This window comes from Gammaproteobacteria bacterium, from assembly GCA_009845905.1.
Classification (GTDB): Bacteria; Pseudomonadota; Gammaproteobacteria; order Steroidobacterales; family Foliamicaceae; genus Foliamicus.
Map to the genome: position 1 here is coordinate 236,450 of VXYS01000009.1, position 15,206 is coordinate 251,655.

At 66.0% G+C, this 15,206-nt stretch carries 17 protein-coding genes and 1 tRNA gene; 5 read left to right on the top strand and 13 right to left on the bottom strand.

Annotated elements, in window-relative coordinates; all coding sequences use genetic code 11:
- Window positions 1-9: 9 nt before the first annotated feature.
- Complete coding sequence (locus tag F4036_08565; protein MYK37791.1) at window positions 10-1,161, bottom strand: SDR family NAD(P)-dependent oxidoreductase; 1,152 nt, start codon at window positions 1,159-1,161, stop codon at window positions 10-12.
- Window positions 1,008-1,583: a YihA family ribosome biogenesis GTP-binding protein gene (locus F4036_08570; protein ID MYK37792.1), complete on the bottom strand. Its 576-nt coding sequence runs from the start codon at window positions 1,581-1,583 to the stop codon at window positions 1,008-1,010. The genes F4036_08565 and F4036_08570 overlap by 154 nt, the downstream gene beginning before the upstream one ends.
- Between F4036_08570 and F4036_08575 the strand changes: the two genes are divergently transcribed.
- Window positions 1,568-2,302 carry a thiol:disulfide interchange protein DsbA/DsbL gene (locus F4036_08575; GenBank protein MYK37793.1) on the top strand — a complete coding sequence of 245 codons (735 nt, stop codon included), beginning with the start codon at window positions 1,568-1,570 and terminating at the stop codon, window positions 2,300-2,302. The two genes, F4036_08570 and F4036_08575, sit on opposite strands and share 16 nt — an antisense overlap.
- A gap of 15 nt (window positions 2,303-2,317) precedes the next feature.
- Here F4036_08575 and F4036_08580 read toward each other — a convergent pair whose 3' ends face one another.
- The 3 genes from F4036_08580 to F4036_08590 are packed head-to-tail and all read right to left on the bottom strand — an operon-like array spanning window position 2,318 to window position 3,842.
- Entirely contained in the window at window positions 2,318-3,181 is an 864-nt protein-coding gene (locus tag F4036_08580; GenBank protein MYK37794.1) for a CoA ester lyase, read from the bottom strand.
- Window positions 3,178-3,609, bottom strand: coding sequence for a molybdenum cofactor biosynthesis protein MoaE (locus F4036_08585; protein MYK37795.1), 432 nt, complete (start codon window positions 3,607-3,609; stop codon window positions 3,178-3,180). Before F4036_08585 ends, F4036_08580 begins: the two co-directional genes overlap by 4 nt.
- On the bottom strand, window positions 3,606-3,842 hold the full coding sequence (locus F4036_08590) for a MoaD/ThiS family protein (GenBank protein ID MYK37796.1): 237 nt from the start codon (window positions 3,840-3,842) through the stop codon (window positions 3,606-3,608). The genes F4036_08585 and F4036_08590 overlap by 4 nt, the downstream gene beginning before the upstream one ends.
- 53 nt (window positions 3,843-3,895) lie before the next feature.
- Here F4036_08590 and F4036_08595 point away from each other — a divergent pair, with 53 nt between their 5' ends.
- Both F4036_08595 and F4036_08600 read left to right on the top strand, forming a co-directional pair.
- Window positions 3,896-4,951, top strand: coding sequence for a hypothetical protein (locus F4036_08595; GenBank protein MYK37797.1), 1,056 nt, complete (start codon window positions 3,896-3,898; stop codon window positions 4,949-4,951).
- 14 nt (window positions 4,952-4,965) lie between these two features.
- Window positions 4,966-5,847: an MBL fold metallo-hydrolase gene (locus F4036_08600; protein MYK37798.1), complete on the top strand. Its 882-nt coding sequence runs from the start codon at window positions 4,966-4,968 to the stop codon at window positions 5,845-5,847.
- A 77-nt stretch (window positions 5,848-5,924) separates the two neighbouring features.
- On the opposite strand, the gene hemH is transcribed toward F4036_08600, so the two are convergent.
- Window positions 5,925-6,989 (bottom strand): ferrochelatase, encoded by a 1,065-nt coding sequence (gene hemH, locus F4036_08605; GenBank protein ID MYK37799.1) that lies wholly within the window; start codon window positions 6,987-6,989, stop codon window positions 5,925-5,927.
- Window positions 6,990-7,030: 41 nt separating this feature from the next.
- Window positions 7,031-7,888, bottom strand: a complete 858-nt coding sequence (locus F4036_08610; protein ID MYK37800.1) for a red chlorophyll catabolite reductase — start codon at window positions 7,886-7,888, stop codon at window positions 7,031-7,033.
- A gap of 90 nt (window positions 7,889-7,978) precedes the next feature.
- On the opposite strand from F4036_08610, the gene F4036_08615 reads away from it, so the two are divergent.
- Together F4036_08615 and F4036_08620 are read left to right on the top strand one after the other, a co-directional pair.
- Window positions 7,979-8,419, top strand: coding sequence for a hypothetical protein (locus F4036_08615; protein MYK37801.1), 441 nt, complete (start codon window positions 7,979-7,981; stop codon window positions 8,417-8,419).
- Complete coding sequence (locus F4036_08620; GenBank protein MYK37802.1) at window positions 8,416-10,032, top strand: GMC family oxidoreductase; 1,617 nt, start codon at window positions 8,416-8,418, stop codon at window positions 10,030-10,032. Before F4036_08615 ends, F4036_08620 begins: the two co-directional genes overlap by 4 nt.
- A 43-nt stretch (window positions 10,033-10,075) precedes the next feature.
- On the opposite strand, the gene F4036_08625 is transcribed toward F4036_08620, so the two are convergent.
- The 6 genes from F4036_08625 to F4036_08650 all read right to left on the bottom strand — a co-directional run bounded on the left by F4036_08625 (window position 10,076) and on the right by F4036_08650 (window position 15,149).
- Window positions 10,076-11,383, bottom strand: coding sequence for an amidohydrolase (locus F4036_08625; GenBank protein MYK37803.1), 1,308 nt, complete (start codon window positions 11,381-11,383; stop codon window positions 10,076-10,078).
- 78 nt (window positions 11,384-11,461) lie between these two features.
- The gene (locus F4036_08630; GenBank protein MYK37804.1) at window positions 11,462-12,100 is read right to left on the bottom strand and encodes a nucleotidyltransferase family protein; all 639 of its coding nucleotides are present in this window, start codon (window positions 12,098-12,100) and stop codon (window positions 11,462-11,464) included.
- 22 nt (window positions 12,101-12,122) lie between these two features.
- Entirely contained in the window at window positions 12,123-13,337 is a 1,215-nt protein-coding gene (locus F4036_08635; protein ID MYK37805.1) for a hypothetical protein, read from the bottom strand.
- Between the two features lie 20 nt (window positions 13,338-13,357).
- Window positions 13,358-13,434: transfer RNA gene (locus F4036_08640), tRNA-Arg, on the bottom strand.
- A gap of 55 nt (window positions 13,435-13,489) precedes the next feature.
- Window positions 13,490-14,182 (bottom strand): GNAT family N-acetyltransferase, encoded by a 693-nt coding sequence (locus tag F4036_08645; protein MYK37806.1) that lies wholly within the window; start codon window positions 14,180-14,182, stop codon window positions 13,490-13,492.
- Window positions 14,064-15,149 (bottom strand): serine/threonine protein phosphatase, encoded by a 1,086-nt coding sequence (locus F4036_08650; GenBank protein ID MYK37807.1) that lies wholly within the window; start codon window positions 15,147-15,149, stop codon window positions 14,064-14,066. The genes F4036_08645 and F4036_08650 overlap by 119 nt, the downstream gene beginning before the upstream one ends.
- Window positions 15,150-15,206: the final 57 nt, after the last annotated feature.

A 15,206-nucleotide genomic window follows, 5' to 3' on the forward strand; every position in this document is an offset into this window, starting at 1 on the left:
GTGCCGCCCTCAAGTACCGGGAAAGGGGGCGTACCGCTCAAGCAGCGCTTCGCTCTCCTGCCAGAGCCGGGTACCGGCATCTTCGTCCATCGCCAGCGGCGACGGACGCGTCTCGCGCATGACGTGCAGGTATGCGCCGCTGCGACGGCCCGTCTCCGCGGCGCAGCAAAGGTAGATCACGGGTCTGGCCGCCCTTGTCGGGCTCAGGCAGAACAGGCGCATGAGCGGATAAATCAGCGGTTTCAGAAATGCCGGCGCGTCCCGTGCGATGCCCGTGGCGACCGGGCCGGGACACAAGGAGTGGACCGCGACGCGAGTTTCTCCGGTCGGGTTGAGCCGGCGGTTCAGCTCCTGCGCGTAGGTGCACAGATGCAGCTTGCTCAGCCCGTAGTGTTTGAGGCTGTCCCGGAGTCCATAGTCGACAAAGGCGCCGAACCGGTCGAAGTCGATCGGGCCGGCGGAACGGTGGGCCTCGGAGCCGACCAGGACGATCCGGGGAGCCTCTTCCCCCTGAACGCACGGCCGGATCAGGCCGTCGTCCAGCAGCCGGGCGACCAGCATCCGGTTGGCCAGAAAATTCACGGCAAACATCACTTCGAATCCCTGTGGCGTCCGGCGCGCCCTGCGCGGGATCAGCCCCGCGTTTAGAACGGCGATATCGATCCGGCGCGCAACGCTCTTCAGGTCGTCACACAGGCGCGCAACCGAATCCAGATCGGCGAGGTCGACAGGCAGCATTTCAACCTGCCGGGAACCCGACAGATGCCTGACTTCCTCGCCGGCCCGCGGATGGCCGCTGCGGCAGGCCATCAGCACGCGGGCGCCCCGCCTTGCCAGGTCGACCGCCACGGCCTTGCCCAGGCCGGTGTTGGCCCCGGTGACCAGGCAGACCTTTCCGTCGACCCGCAAGTCTTCCGGTACCGGGCGCAAGCTCTCCCCTTTTGAGACGCGGCCCCGGACCGCCGCGGTCAGCGCGCGCCGAACGTGCTTGTCGTCGTCGCCCGTCCTCACGCAAGCAGCCAGGTTTCGAGCACGCCGCGGGCTTCTTCCACGCCCACGGACCGCAATGCGGAGAATTCCTGGACCGTGCCGTTTTCGGCGAGAAGCTGCTCGGCGTCCCGCAGGGTCTCCATCAGAGCGCCGCGTTTGAGGCGGTCGCACTTGTTCATCAGCAGATGCACGGGCGCTTCAGATGCCGCGCAGACGTCGAGCATGCGCAGGTCGAGCTCGCCCACCCCCCGGCGCGCGTCCACCACGACGAAGACGCCGCGCAGCGACCCGCGGCGTTGAAAGTAATCGCTCATCATGCCTTCCCACTGCCTGCGAACCCTAAGCGGCGCTGCAGCGTAGCCGTAGCCGGGCAGGTCCACGATCCGCCGTTGCTCGCCGACGGTGAAAAACTGCAGCATCTGGGTGCGCCCCGGAGTCTTGCTGGAACGGGCGAGCCCCCGCCGATTGAGGATCGCGTTGATCGAGCTGGACTTGCCGGAATTCGAGCGGCCGGCGAACGCCACTTCGGCGCCCGCGTCCTCCGGATAGTGCTTCCAGGACGACGCCGATTTAAGGAATGAGGCTTGCAACATGGATAATCGCGCCGGCGATGGCTGTCCGCGGCACAGGTGGGTACACTATGCAAAAAATTCCGCCAAATATGAAACCCATATACCGCAATCTGCTGCTCGCAGCCCTCGTCCTGGTGGCCGCGCCCCTTTCGCTGGCCCAGGATGCGTCCAACTGGAAGTACCAGGAGGGCGTCCACTACGACCGCCTGGTGCCCGTGCAGGGAACCTCGAGCCCGCCGGACAAGATCGAGGTGGCCGAGTTCTTCTGGTACGGCTGCGTCTACTGCTACCGCATGGACGCATACGTCGAGGAATGGAAGAAGGACCAGCCGGAAGAAGTCAACTTCATCAACATCCCGGCGCTGTGGGACCCCACGATGGAAACGCACGCACGCCTGTTCCTGGCGCTGCAGGCGGTGGGCGAGCTTGACGCCGCGCACCGGGACGTTTTCCGCTCGATACACACCGAAAACCGGCTCCTGCTGCGGCTCGGCGACCAGGAGCGATTCGCACAGCGCTACGGAGTCTCGGCGGAGGACTACCGCAACGCCTTCCGGTCGTTCTCGGTCGAATCCAGCCTGCGCAGGATCAAGGACCTGATGCGCCGATACCGCATTCTGGCGGTGCCGGCCTTCGTCGTGAACGGCAAGTACGTGGTGCGCGTTACGCCCAACAGCGACATGCCCGACCTGCTGGAAGTCGTTGACGAACTGGTGGCGCGCGAACTCTCCGAACGCTGATCCCGAGGGCGCCCGCTATTCGTAGCGGCGCAGGAGCTTGCGGGCCTGGGCCAGGTGCGGCTGGTCCACCATCTTCCCGCGAATCGACATGACGCCGGTCTCGCCGGAAGCCTCGAACGCCTCGACGATCTCGCGCGCCTCGGCCAGTTGCTCGTCGCTGGGCGTGAACACCTCGTTGAGGATCTCCACCTGCGCCGGGTGAATCGCCGCTCCGCCCACATAGCCCATCTCCAGCGCCTCCTTCGTGAATTGCCGGAAGCCGTCCAGGTTGCGGAAGTCGGCATAGACCGCCTCGATCGCATCCACCTCGGCCACGGTGGCCGCCGCCAGGGTCAGCGCGCGGGAAATTTCGTAAAGCGGCAACAGGCTGCCGTCCTCACGGCGGCGGCGCAGGGCGCCCACGTCGGTCCCCAGGTCCTCCGAGCCCCAGCTCAGCGCAGTCAGCCTGGGTAATCCGGGCCGGTACTCATGCAGCGACATCAGGCCGCGGGCGGTCTCGCCGGCCAGCGCAAGGATCCCGGCCGGCTCGCCGCGCTCCGGGTCCTCCAGCCGGTCCATCAATTCCGCCACGGCAAAGACGTCGGCCGTCGAGCGCGGCTTGGGCAGGACAATGCCGTCGGCCGCGCCGGCCATTGCCGCTTCCACGTCCTCCCGCCAGTAAGGCGTATGCAGGCCGTTGATGCGCACCCACAACGGGGCGCCGTCGCGCGCGGCCGAGCCGAGGTATTCGCCGATCATCTTCCTGGCCACCGGCTTGCGGGCCGGACTCACCGAGTCCTCCACGTCGAGGATCAGGATGTCGGCGCCGGTCGAGGGACCCTTGGCGAGCTTGCGCTCGCTGTCGCCCGGCACGAACAGCCAGGACCGCCGCCCTTTCATGCGCCCTCCGTCGGCGCCGCGTTGATCCACTCGGCCGGCCCCTCGGGGTAATGCTCGCGCTTCCAGATCGGCACGCGCTTCTTCACCTCGTCGATGACGAAACGCGCGGCGGCAAAGGCTTCTTCACGGTGCCCGGCGGCAACGCCCACCCAGACCGCCGGCTCGCCGATCGCCAGGTCGCCGGTGCGGTGCACGCAGCGCACCTTGCCGACGCCGAATTTCTCCCTGGCCTCGCCGAGAACGCGCTCGCCTTCGCTGACCGCCAGCTCCTCGTAGCACTCGTACTCAAGCCGGGCCACCGAGCGTCCCTCGTTATGGTTGCGCACGCGCCCGCAGAAGGACACGACGGCGCCGGACGCAGCGTCCTCGAGAGCCGCGATTTCCTCCGCCGGCACGATTTCGCTCCGGCTGATGCGGAAATCGCTCATCCGCCGGCCACCGGGGGAATGAACACGACGCGGTCGCCGTCGGCAAGCCGGCAATCCCATGCCCGGAATTCGTCGTTGACCGCAACCTTGAGGCCGGTCTGCGCCGGAAGCCCGCGCCTCGGAGCCAGCTCGAGGTAGAGCTCCCGCGGAGTGGCCGCGCGCGTCTCCAGGGTTTCATGTTCCCGTCCGGCGCGGTCGCGCAGCATGGCGAAATAGTCAACGCGAACGCGCATCGATCGGGCGGATTGCCGGCAGAAATTTCATCGCGTAATGCTACATTAGCGCCATGAATGAAGAAACGCCGATGGTGCGGGAGGACGGCACCTATCCCGCAGCCGATCTGGTCAAGGACACGATCACCGTGTCGGTGGTGCAAACGAGGGTCCGGGCGGTCAACGGCGAGAATCCGGAACCCGATCTGAAAGCCAATCTCCAGTACATGCTGGAGTGCATGGACGCCGCGCAAGGCTACGGCGGGCGCAGCGATCTGCTGCTGTTCCACGAGTTTCCGATCACCGGCTTCAGCCTGTGGACGCGCGAGCAGCATCACCGGCTGGCCATCGAGGTGCCCGGGCCGGAGACCGAAGCGATCGCCGAGAAGGCCAGACAGTACGGCTGCTACGTGGTGTTCGGCACTTATGCGAAGGACGCTGACTGGCCGGGACATATCCTGCACCTGATGATCATGATCGGTCCCGACGGCGAACTGGTCGCGCGCCACTGGAAGCAACGCAACGTGCGGGGCATGTTCCCCGGCGGTGAGCAATACACCACCGCCGTCTACGACGTGCTGGACCGGTTCGTGGAAATGTACGGGCAGGACGCTGTGATACCCGTTGCCCGCACCGGTATCGGCAACATCGCGCTTTCCGCGGTGCAGTTCGAGCCGGAACTGTTCCGCTGCATGGCCTTCAAGGGCGCGGAGATCATCTGCCGGGTGGCCACCGGCGGGTTCGAGTACGAGGACATGCGCCTGACCTCGTATCACAACAGCCTGTACACGCTGATCTGCAACAATTCCGTTTCAACGCACGACCGCAACCCGGGCTTCCTGGAAGACACGGCCTACGGCGGGCCGGGCCGGTCGGCGATATTCGGCCCGCGCGGGGTGGAACTGGCCAAGGCCGGGGCCTTCGAGACCCAGCGCTCGGCCACCATCCCGATCGCCGAATTCCGGCGCAAGCACCGGATCCCCGATTTGCACATGTCGCTCTACCGGCCGGTGCTGGACCAGTACCGCGAACGCTACGATCCCAACGGTTACGCGGAATCGCCGCCGGAAAGCCGCCTCGATGCCTACAAGCAGTTCGTGGCGCGGTCGCGCTGGACCCATTACTGGTAAACGGAGGCCGCACCGTGATCAAACTTGGCCCCTACGAGATCCATCGCGTCGAGGAGCTGATCCTCCCGTACGCCGGCTACGCCGACCTCATTCCGGACATGCCCGCGGAACTGCTCGACGAGCATAGCGACGTGCTCACGGCGCACCAGCTCCAGGCGGAGACCGGCCGGATCGTGCTCAGTTTTCACAGCTGGCTGATCCGCACCCGCCACCACTGGATCCTGATCGACACCTGCATCGGCAACCACAAGATCTACGAACGCAAGGAACTGGCGGCCTTCAGCCAGCTCGACACGGCCTACCTGACCCGGCTGCGGGGCGCCGGCGCGGCGCCGGAAGACATCGACTACGTGTTCTGCACCCACCTGCACTTCGACCACTGCGGGTGGAACACCTCGCTGGTGGACGGCCGCTGGCAGCCCACCTTCCCGAACGCGCGCTACCTATGCCACAAAAAAGAGCTGGAACACTGGTCCAGCGTCCAGGAAGACGACTACGACATGGGTCCGAACAGCGGGGTGTTCGACGCGAACGTCCAGCCGCTGGTCGAGGCCGGGCTGCTGGAGGGCGTCGAAGACGGATACGAAATCGAAGACGGGGTTCGGTTGCGGCTGGCCGCGGGCCATACGCCCGGCCACACGGTCCTGGAGCTCGGCAAGGAAGGATCGCACGGGCTGTTCTCGGGAGACCTCATTCACGCGGTAATGCAGATCTACGGACCGCAGTACACGACCGTGTTCTGCAACAAAGGCGAAGAGGCGGCCGAAACGCGCCGGCAAACGCTGGAACGCATCGCCGACCGCTCGACCCTGCTGTTCCCCGCGCACTTCGGCCACCCGCACTACGGACGGGTCGAGTCCACCGCCTCCGGCTTCAGGTTCGTCTTCGCCCCTTAACCCGGGAACGAACACGTCTCCTGGGAACGAAGGCGTCCCGCCTTCGTCGAGGGCGGGACGCCCTCGCTCCCGGGTTGCTAATGCAAGTCTTGCGTGTTCGGACAGGTACCGAACTGCATGGGACAGCGCCGCGGCCCGATGTCCGACGCCACGCCGTCCCTCCCGACCGCGCTGCGAACCAGGTCGCCCAGTCCCCGGATAAAGTCGCAATCCACCGCCACGGTGGGACACCGGGTAAAGAACGGAACGCCCGTCTCCGCGGCGACCTCGCGCAGCTCCATGTCGATTTCCACGAGCGTTTCTACGTGCTCGGAAACGAATGCGATGGGCACGACCACGACCGGAACGCCCGCCGCTCCGGCGCGGCGCACTTCGTCCTCGGTGGACGGTCCGATCCACTGCACCGGGCCGACGCGGCTCTGATAGCAGGTCGCCCAGTCCAGCCCGGTGCGGTCCAGCGCCTCCACGATGGCCGCGGACGTCATCTCCACCTGCCACTCGTAGGGGTCGCCGGCGTTGATCGTGCGCTGCGGCAAGGCATGCGCGGAAAGCAACAGGCGCGGGGCGCCGTGTCGGGACGCCTCGTCCAGCGACTTCCCGATGTTGGCGACCGTCGCGCCCAGAAAGCCGTGGTGCGCCGGATAGCAACAGACGACGTCCTGCGGCGCAGACAGTCCCTGCCTGCTGGCCTCCTCTCTGAAGGCCTTCATCGAAGTACCGGTGGTGGTGGTCGAGAACTGCGGATACAGCGGCAGTAACACGATGCGGTCCGGCCCGAAGTCCTTGATCCTGCCGACGGTCTCGCGGACCAGCGGGTGCCAGTAACGCATGAAGACGAATACTTCCACCTGCTCGGCGGTGTCGGCGATTTCCTTCTTCAGCGCCTCGGCCTGCTCCACCGTTGCCGGCAGGAGCGCGGAGCCGCCGCCCACCTTTCGGTAGATCTCCTCGCTCGTGGCGGCGCGCCGGGCCGTGATCAGCCGCGCCGCGACCCAGCGGAAGGGATTGGGCATGCGCAGGATCGCGGGATCGCTGAACAGGTTGAGCAGGAACGGGCGGATGGCTTCGGGCGTGTCCGGTCCGCCCAGGTTGAATATCACCACGGCAAGCTTGCGTGGCTTCGCGGATGTCGCATCGACCAAGGCCGTGTCCCCTTGCCTGAGTTACGTTTGAACGCCGGCGCTCAGGAGCCGGCCAGCGCCTCGCGGATCTGCTCGGTGCCGATGCGCAGTTCGAGCATGCGCTGGAACTCTTTCTCGCCGAAGACTTTTTGGGGCAGGACGTTCATCGGATCGAGCCGGTAACCCAACTCGCGCACCCTGAAATCGAAATTGCGCTGCGCTGCGCGTTCCTCTTCGGGCACCGGCTCCGCCTCGTCCAGCCAACCAAACCAACGATCGAGGAATCCATCCAGATATTGCTCGCACAGATCGATATTGGCGTCGGTCAGTTCCGCGGTGTGGCTGATGCACACCGGCGACATCAGCGCCCTCAGGTAGGCGCCGTGGCTGACGTACTGGGTGAACGCCGGATTACCCTGGAACTTGAGGTAGGCGGCGTTGGCCGGCTCGTAGTAGCGTTCCAGGTAGTCCGGATTGACCCTCAGGTCCACGCGCGGCGTGTATTCGGCGTAGAAGAACAGCCGCGGAATCGTCCCGAAGATCACCGCCAGGTGCGGCACGCGGTTCTGTTCGCCCAGGAACACCGTGGCGTTGATGTCCAGGATGCTGGCATGGCGGTTGCCGATCCACGAATGAACCAGCCACGGGACCTCCGGGCTGCTGTACGCCTGGAACGACCCCTCCATGGCGCCGTCCGGCGAGGTGTAGTACTCCCGCCCTTCGCAACTCGGGTGCAATTCACACGGAAACCGCTCACGCACGCGATCGACGATCCCGGTCTGGATCCCCCAGCATCGCTTCCAGGCGGCGGAAACGTCCACCTGCGGGTTTTCCGCAAGAAACTCCATGATCGTCTTGACTTCGGTCTTTGTCATAGGCTGCGCCACTCCCCGGAAACCACTCCCGGCGGTCGGCCGCATATTGCATCAACAGGTCCCCGCAGACAACTTCCGGCGCCACTGTGTGCGGCGGCAGCGCGTAAACTTCCCGCCGGGTAAGCGGGGAGTTCGATGCGCGCGACGAGGCGGAATTTTATTGGCGGCGTGTGGGCGCTGCCGGCGCTGGGCATCGGCGGCTGGGCGGGAGCTTACGAAGCACTGGAGCGGTTTCGGGCGCTGTCGGCGCGGCTGACGGGATTCTCCGCCGCGTCGCTCGACCCGGCGCTAGCGGGCGATCTGCTCGACGCGCTGAAGGCCACGGGCGAAGGCGCCGGCCTGGACGATTTGCCCGACGGAACGGCGGACGGAGCGCTCGGCGGCCTTGCCGCGCAGATCATCGCGGCCTGGTATTCGGGCATCCACCCCACGGCGGATGGCCCGGCGGCCCGCGCGTATCGCGAGGCGCTCGTGTGGCAGGCGCTGGAGTTCGCCCACGCGCCCGGCTATTGCAGCACGGAACTCAACGACTGGAGCCGCCCGCCGGCGGGCGCGGACGCCGCTGTCACGCCGTGAGTGATATCGAGGCCGATGCGGTTGTCGTGGGTTCCGGATTCGCCGGGGCGCTGCTCGCCGACCGACTGGCCGCCCAGGGCGTCCGCACCGCCATCCTGGAAGCCGGCCCCCGCGTGAATCGGGCGCGCGCCTTCGAGACTTTTCTCGGCGCGGTGGTCAAAACGCCGGAGAGTCCCTACGAACGCTCGCCGGAGGCCGACTTTCCGATGAGCGAGGACCCCGATCACTGGTATCGCCAATCGGGGCCGGACCCGTTCAAGAGCACCTATCTGAAAGCGGTGGGTGGCACCTCATGGCATTGGCTGGGCACCTGCGTGCGCTTCCTGCCCAGTGATTTCCGGCTGCAAAGCCGCTTCGGACGCGGCGTGGACTGGCCCATCGGCTACGACGAAATCGAGCCGTTCTACGTTGTGGCCGAGCGCGAACTCGGCGTGGCGGGCGATTCGGCCGACGACCTGGGCTCGCCGCGCTCCGGTCCGTTCCCGATGCCGCCCATCCCGGCCAGCTGGCTGGACGGCGTGTGCGAGCGCGCGCTGGCCGACACGCCCTGGCGCGTGCGGCCCACGCCGCAGGCGCGTAACTCCGAAGTACACCAGGGCCGCCCGGCGTGCTGCGGCAGCGCCAGCTGCATCCCCATCTGTCCGGTGGCCGCCAAGTACGACGCGACGGTTCACCTGCGCCGGGCCGAGGCGCAGGGCGCCGCGCTGCATGAGCAGACCACCGCCACCTTCGTGGAGACCGGCGACGACATGCGGGTAACGGCGATCCGCTTCGCCCGCCCGGACGGAAGCCGCGGCGTGGCGCGTGGACGGGTTTACGTGCTCGCGGCCAATGCCGTGGAAACCCCGCGCCTGCTGCTTCACTCCCGCTCGGAACGCACGCCCGACGGCGTGGCCAACGCCTCGGACCAGGTGGGCCGCAACCTGATGGATCATCCCATTCAGTTGAGCTGGGCGCTCGCGGAGGGGCTCGTATGGCCGTATCGCGGGCCGCTCTCGACTTCGGCCATCGAGAACACCCGCGACGGGTCGTTCCGGCGCGAGCGGTCGGCGCTGCGAATCGAGATCGGCAACGACGGCTGGACCTGGCCCACCGGCGGCGCCCCTGCGCTTGCCGGGCAGTTCGCGCGGCGCGGAATGCGGGGCAAGCCTTTACGGGCGGCCGTCGCCGATCACGCCGCCCGCGAAGTGCGGCTGGCGGCGCTGACCGAACAGCTTCCGGAACCGGACAACCGCGTAATGCTCGACGAGCGCGAGCGCGACCCCTTCGGCGTTCCCCTGCCGCAAATGCGCTACCGCGTGGGCGCCTATGCGCGCGCCGGCCTGGCCGAGGCGCGTCGGATTCACGATCGGATTTTCGCCCGCCTGAACGCATCCGAAACGCACCACAGCGACACCTGGCAGGGTGCGGGCCACATCCTCGGCACTGCCCGCATGGGCGACGACCCCCGGCGCTCGGTGGTTGATCGCGACCTGCGCTGCCACGACCATCCGAACCTTTTTCTGGTGGGCGGAGGAGCGTTTCCCACCGGCTCCACCGCCAACCCCACGCTCACCATCGCGGCGCTGGCGCTGCGCGCCGCCGGCGCGGTAACGGCCACGCTTTCGGCATGAACGAAACCGACCCCGTCCCGCGCAGCAAGCGGGCGGGGCGAACTCAGGTTTTGGCGAGCAGCTCCAGGGCGGCGGCGGTCATTACGCGGACACCGGTCTCAAGGGTCCTTTCGTAGGAAGGCAGAAAGAACGGCGAGTGCGTGGCCGGCAGTTTGAGGCCCCGGGCCTCCGCGCGGGCATATTGCTCCGGATCCGCGGCGCCCAGCCAGAAATAGAAGCCGGGGATACGCTCCTCCGTGCGGCCGAATCGGGCGAAGTCCTCGCCTCCCATGACCGGCTTGCTGAGCTCCACGTTCGCGTCCCCCAGTTCCGCGCGCAACACGCCGGCCAGGCGGTTGGACAGATCCGGATCGTTGAAGAGCGCGGGCGTGTATTCGTTCTTGACGATCACTTCGGGCAGCCGGTCTTCCGGCAGGCCCATCGCCAGGGCCTGCGACCTGGCGATGCGGGCGATGCCCTCGAGCAGCAACGCGCGGTTCTCGTCGGTGTACGAACGTACGGTCAGCTGCAGGTCCACACGGTCGGAGATGATGTTGTGCTTGGTGCCGCCGTGTATGGATCCCACGGTAACCACGCCCTGGTCGATCGGGTTGAGGTTGCGCGCCACCAGCGTCTGCAGCGCGGTAACGATGTAGGCGGACAGCACGATGGGGTCGTGGGTCAGGTGCGGCGCGGCGCCGTGCCCGCCGGTGCCGTGCACGATGATGTCCACCGAATCGACGTTGGCCATCGCGAATTCCGGCTTGTAACCGGCCTGCCCGGCAGGCAGGTTGGCGGTGACGTGCAGACCGAGGTTGTAGTCCGGACGCGGAAAGCGCTTGAACAGCCCGTCCTCGATCATGGCCCGGGCACCGAGGCCACGCTCTTCGGCCGGCTGTGCCACCAGCACCACCGTGCCGCTCCAGCTGTCGCGCATCGATACCAGCTTGCGGGCCACGCCGATCAGGTTCGTGATGTGAATGTCGTGTCCGCAGGCATGCATGACCGGAACCGTACGGCCCTGCTCGTCGAGGGTCGTGACCGTGCTGGCGTAGGGCACGCGGTTCAGTTCCTTGACCGGCAGTCCGTCCATGTCGCCGCGGATCATGACGGTGGGACCTTCGCCGTTGCGCAACACGCCCACCACGCCTGTGCCGCCAACCTCCGACGTGACCTCGTAACCCGCGGCTGCGAATTCCTCGGCCATGCGGGCCGCGGTTTCAAACTCGTAGAGCGACAACTCCGGGTTGCGGTGGAAGTGCAGGTACAGCTCTTCCATGTAGTCCTGTTCGGCTTGGCTGACGCTGATTTCGGCGCTGGCCATGGAGGCGCACAACGCCAGCAAGGCTGCACCGCTGACAAGAATCCGCATGATCGGGCCGCTCCTTGAGTGTTTATCTAATCGCAAGGGGCGTAACTTTACACGAGGCGCCAGGCGCCAAAGATGGTCTCAAGACGGAAGATTCCGCAGTTCCTGAGGGTCATCGATGTCCACAGCGGCGCGAGGCATTGGCACGCTGAACACATTGTTCGAAGACGCCAACAGCAACCGGGCTCCCCGGTCACCGGACAGCGCTTTCAGCGCGGCGAAGTGCGAGCGCGGAAAGATGGCGGGAACGCCGGGTTTCCCGGCGTAGCACGATGCCACAATGCACTGCGGACTGCCGCGCCAGGCCCGCACAAGCACCGCAAGGTCCGCGGCCTCCAGCAACGGCTGATCGGCCAGGCATACGAGCACGGCGCGCGCGCGCGGATCAAGCGTACGCACTCCGCAGGCCAGCGAGCGCCCCATCCCGTCGCGCCAGCGTGGATTCCTCACGGTATTCGTGTCGCCTACGGGCACGCGGCCTTGCTGCAGCACGCGGCGGATCGCTTCGGAGCGATAGCCCAGCACCACGCAAACGGTCCCGGCGCCAGCCTCGTACGCCAGGCGTACGCTGCGCGCCACCAGGGCCTCGCCCCGGTACCTCGCCAATTGCTTCGGCGAACCATATCGGCGGGACGCACCCGCGGCGAGAACGACGGCGCACAGCCCCCGGTGGCCGCTGTGCCCCGTACGTCTATACACAAGCGCCTCGCACCACTCCAGGCAAGAGACGGTGCGCCCTCATTTATTCGGTTCCGAGGTAGCGGTCGAGGATCGGGCTCAGCGTTCCCGGAGCAAGGCCCGTAACTTGCGCAATCTCGTCTGGCCGCGGCGCGCCGCCCAGAGTAAAACCTCGCGCAAGCGCGCCCGGCAAAGCTTGCAGGAAACTGCCATGCCCGCCCTGCCCGACCATCGCGTCATCAATCGCCATCCAGAAGGCCGCCCCCATGTATACCTGCGCGTATGCCTGGCCGTCGCCGGCAGCCGCTCGTTCGCCCAGGACAGGCAGTGGGGCCTCAAGGGCAAGGCCGGGCGCAATAAACGCTTCTTCAACCACGCTATAGAGTTCCGGGGCGGTTTCCCTGATCGCCTTGATCGCGAGATAGCTTGCGAGGCTCTCCCCGATCCAAAGCGGACCGGTCCCATCGAACAAGTGGTGTCCATGTTCATGCAGCACGACATAGAGCGTGATGGCGTAAGCCCTCCTGTCGAAATCCCGTGCGCGTAAAGGATAGTTTGCAAGCACCAGGCCAGTCCCCGCGGCGCCGCCGACGCTTAATCGCCATTCCGCAAGACCCATCCAGAAAACGGGCGGAAGTTCAGCATGCGGCAGCATGTCCAGGAGATAGCCGATGCCCGCGGAATGGCTGTCCAGCAGGCCGGCGAGATGCCGCGGAATGGTTTCGCGGTCGAAGAAGTGACGGACACTGCCCTTGTCGAGATGGACGGGGTGGCCCAACAGCCAGAACCCCGGTGCCTGGTTCAATGCAGGGAGGCGCCGCGGGCCGGCGCGGATTTCAAGCGGCCGGCCATCCAGGAGAAACGAAACGCGTGGCGCTTCGCCGGCGTCGGGCGCCTGCAGAATGACATCGCCCTCGCTGATGATCCACCAGGCGGGGGCTTCCGAATGCCAAGTCAACTGACCGGATGCCATTGCGCCTTCGGCCGGATAGGGATGCAGGTTGAACTCCCAGCCCAGGGCGCCGCAGCCTGAATCGACGGAAACCGTTCCCTGGCTGGCTCGCAATTCACCGCTTTGCGAGCATCGAACCGCTCGAATTCCCGGTTCCTCGACGTCCATCCTCGTCCTGTAGAGCCCTTCCGATGCATCTTCAAGCGTTGCGGAGCCCCATACCCGATCCTTGGCAGACAGATCCACACGTAACTGGGCCGATGCCTCGGACGCCGCCACGACCCACGCAAGGCCCAGGGCTCCAGTCAGAATCAGCTTGTGCTTCAAGGGAACGGACCGTCTGGAGTTGGCGCGCCCGAAGGGATTCGAACCCCTGACCTTCGGTTCCGGAGACCGACGCTCTATCCAGCTGAGCTACGGGCGCGCTGCCGGAAAATGTCGTGGGGATTATGCCGCACTCGCCGCCAGCCGCGTTCGCGTTACTTCCTTTTCGCGCGGGGCTCCCATCTGAACTTGATGTCCGCGAGCTGTTCCCTGTCCGTCGCCCAGGGATTGTCGTCGAAGCTGGCGAAGCCGCGCTCGACCTCCTTGAATCCCCTGCGTATGTAGAAACCCTGTGCGACCTCGTTCCTCTGGAAGCTGAACAGCTCGAGCCCCGCCGGAGATTTCCGCTTGGCCAGGTTCAACAGGGCTGTGCCGAGCCCCAGCCTCTGGCATTCGACGTGAACGTAGAGGTGGTCCAGCCGGGTTCCGGACAGAACCATGAAGCCGAGGACCGTGCTCGATCCGGGGTCCATGGCGACATGGATACGGGCAGGGTCGATGGCTGCCAGGAGGTCAATCTGTCCGTTCAGTTCTCCGAAGTTGTCCTGTTCTGCCAACCCCATGGCGCGCTGGAACGATCGCCGCCACATCTTGACGAGCTCCAGTGCGTACTCCGGTCGGTAATCGACCCATTCGAACCGCAACTTTTCCGGAGTAAGCGTCGGCGTTTCCGAGAGGGTTGGAGGCATAGTTGTTACTGGAACAGGAGCCCGACCCGGCTCTCGAAACTCAGCCGCGGGCCCGCATCCCTCGGCGTCTCGGGATGCGCGCGGCGGGATCCTGAAACTGCAGGTCCTCGGGCTGCCTCGTGGCTTCATTCCAGGCGACCGTGCGGACGGCGTTGTCATGAAGGTTGTAATGCACGGTGGCGCGGCCCGTATGCACGTCCACCAACTGCCAGCCGGTGGCGTCGCGCTCGAAGAGCGGTTCGGCGCGGTTCATCGGCACGGTAAGCACCGGCAGGTAGTGCTCCGCGTGCGCGTAGCTGCCGGGATACGGCCAGGGCCAGGCGGTAGCCATGGCCGAAGTGAAGGCGATGTTGCCGACCTGGTTGTACTGGATCTGGTGAACATGGCCGTACAGCACGGTCACCTTGTCGAACGGAGCGAGTATGGCCTGCACCTGCTCGGCGTCGTCGGTCCAGAAATTCCAGCCCTTGTAGATCTTCTGCAGCGGCGAATGGGAAATCACCACGATGGGCGTGTCCTTGTCCACGCCGGCCAGGTCGTTCTTCAGCCATTCCCGCTGCTTGTCGCCCACCATGAACGGCGAGCCGTTGGGGTTGTCCAGCCCGGCCATCTCGTTCATCCGCTGCTCCGCCGTCTGCCAGCGATCGAACGTCCACTCATCGTGCGTCACGATGGAGTTGAGCAGCACGAAATGCACGCCCTTGTGGTCGAAGCTGTAGTAGTGGGGGCGCTTGAAAAGGTCCGACCAGTACTCGCCGAGATCGAGGTAGTAGTCGTGCTCGCCCAGGATGGGATAGATGTCGTACTTCAGCGCCGAGAGCAGTTCCGCGCCGTGATCCAGTTCCGGCATCGTCCCGAGCTGCGCCAGGTCGCCGCCGTAGATCACGAAGTCCGGTTTCGGATTCAGTAGGTTGGCTTCCGCCACCGCGCGGATCAGCCCGCGGTCCCAGTTGCGCACAAACTCGGTCCCGCGGATGTGCTGGATATGCGAGTCGGAAATGAAGGCGAAGCTGAATCCCGCGGATTGCTCGCTGCGACCCAGCCTCACGTAAGTGAGCGGCAGTGTGCCGACCGCCGCCATGCTGGCCGCCCGCTGGATGAACTTGCGTCTGTCGCTCTGAGTCATCGTTCTCTCCTTATCGGCGCACGATGCACCGCAGACCGCCCCGATAACAAGTAAAGC

Excerpts from the sequence above, each read along its gene's own strand:
- F4036_08575 (MYK37793.1), top strand. The coding sequence starts at position 1,568 with ATGAGGCTTGCAACATGGATAATCGCGCCGGCGATGGCTGTCCGCGGC.
- F4036_08570 (MYK37792.1), bottom strand. The coding sequence starts at position 1,583 with ATGTTGCAAGCCTCATTCCTTAAATCGGCGTCGTCCTGGAAGCACTAT.
- F4036_08580 (MYK37794.1), bottom strand. The coding sequence starts at position 3,181 with ATGAAAGGGCGGCGGTCCTGGCTGTTCGTGCCGGGCGACAGCGAGCGC.
- F4036_08585 (MYK37795.1), bottom strand. The coding sequence starts at position 3,609 with ATGAGCGATTTCCGCATCAGCCGGAGCGAAATCGTGCCGGCGGAGGAA.
- F4036_08590 (MYK37796.1), bottom strand. The coding sequence starts at position 3,842 with ATGCGCGTTCGCGTTGACTATTTCGCCATGCTGCGCGACCGCGCCGGA.
- F4036_08595 (MYK37797.1), top strand. The coding sequence starts at position 3,896 with ATGAATGAAGAAACGCCGATGGTGCGGGAGGACGGCACCTATCCCGCA.
- F4036_08610 (MYK37800.1), bottom strand. The coding sequence starts at position 7,888 with ATGCGGCCGACCGCCGGGAGTGGTTTCCGGGGAGTGGCGCAGCCTATG.
- F4036_08615 (MYK37801.1), top strand. The coding sequence starts at position 7,979 with ATGCGCGCGACGAGGCGGAATTTTATTGGCGGCGTGTGGGCGCTGCCG.
- F4036_08625 (MYK37803.1), bottom strand. The coding sequence starts at position 11,383 with ATGCGGATTCTTGTCAGCGGTGCAGCCTTGCTGGCGTTGTGCGCCTCC.
- F4036_08645 (MYK37806.1), bottom strand. The coding sequence starts at position 14,182 with ATGACAACGCCGTCCGCACGGTCGCCTGGAATGAAGCCACGAGGCAGC.
- F4036_08650 (MYK37807.1), bottom strand. The coding sequence starts at position 15,149 with ATGACTCAGAGCGACAGACGCAAGTTCATCCAGCGGGCGGCCAGCATG.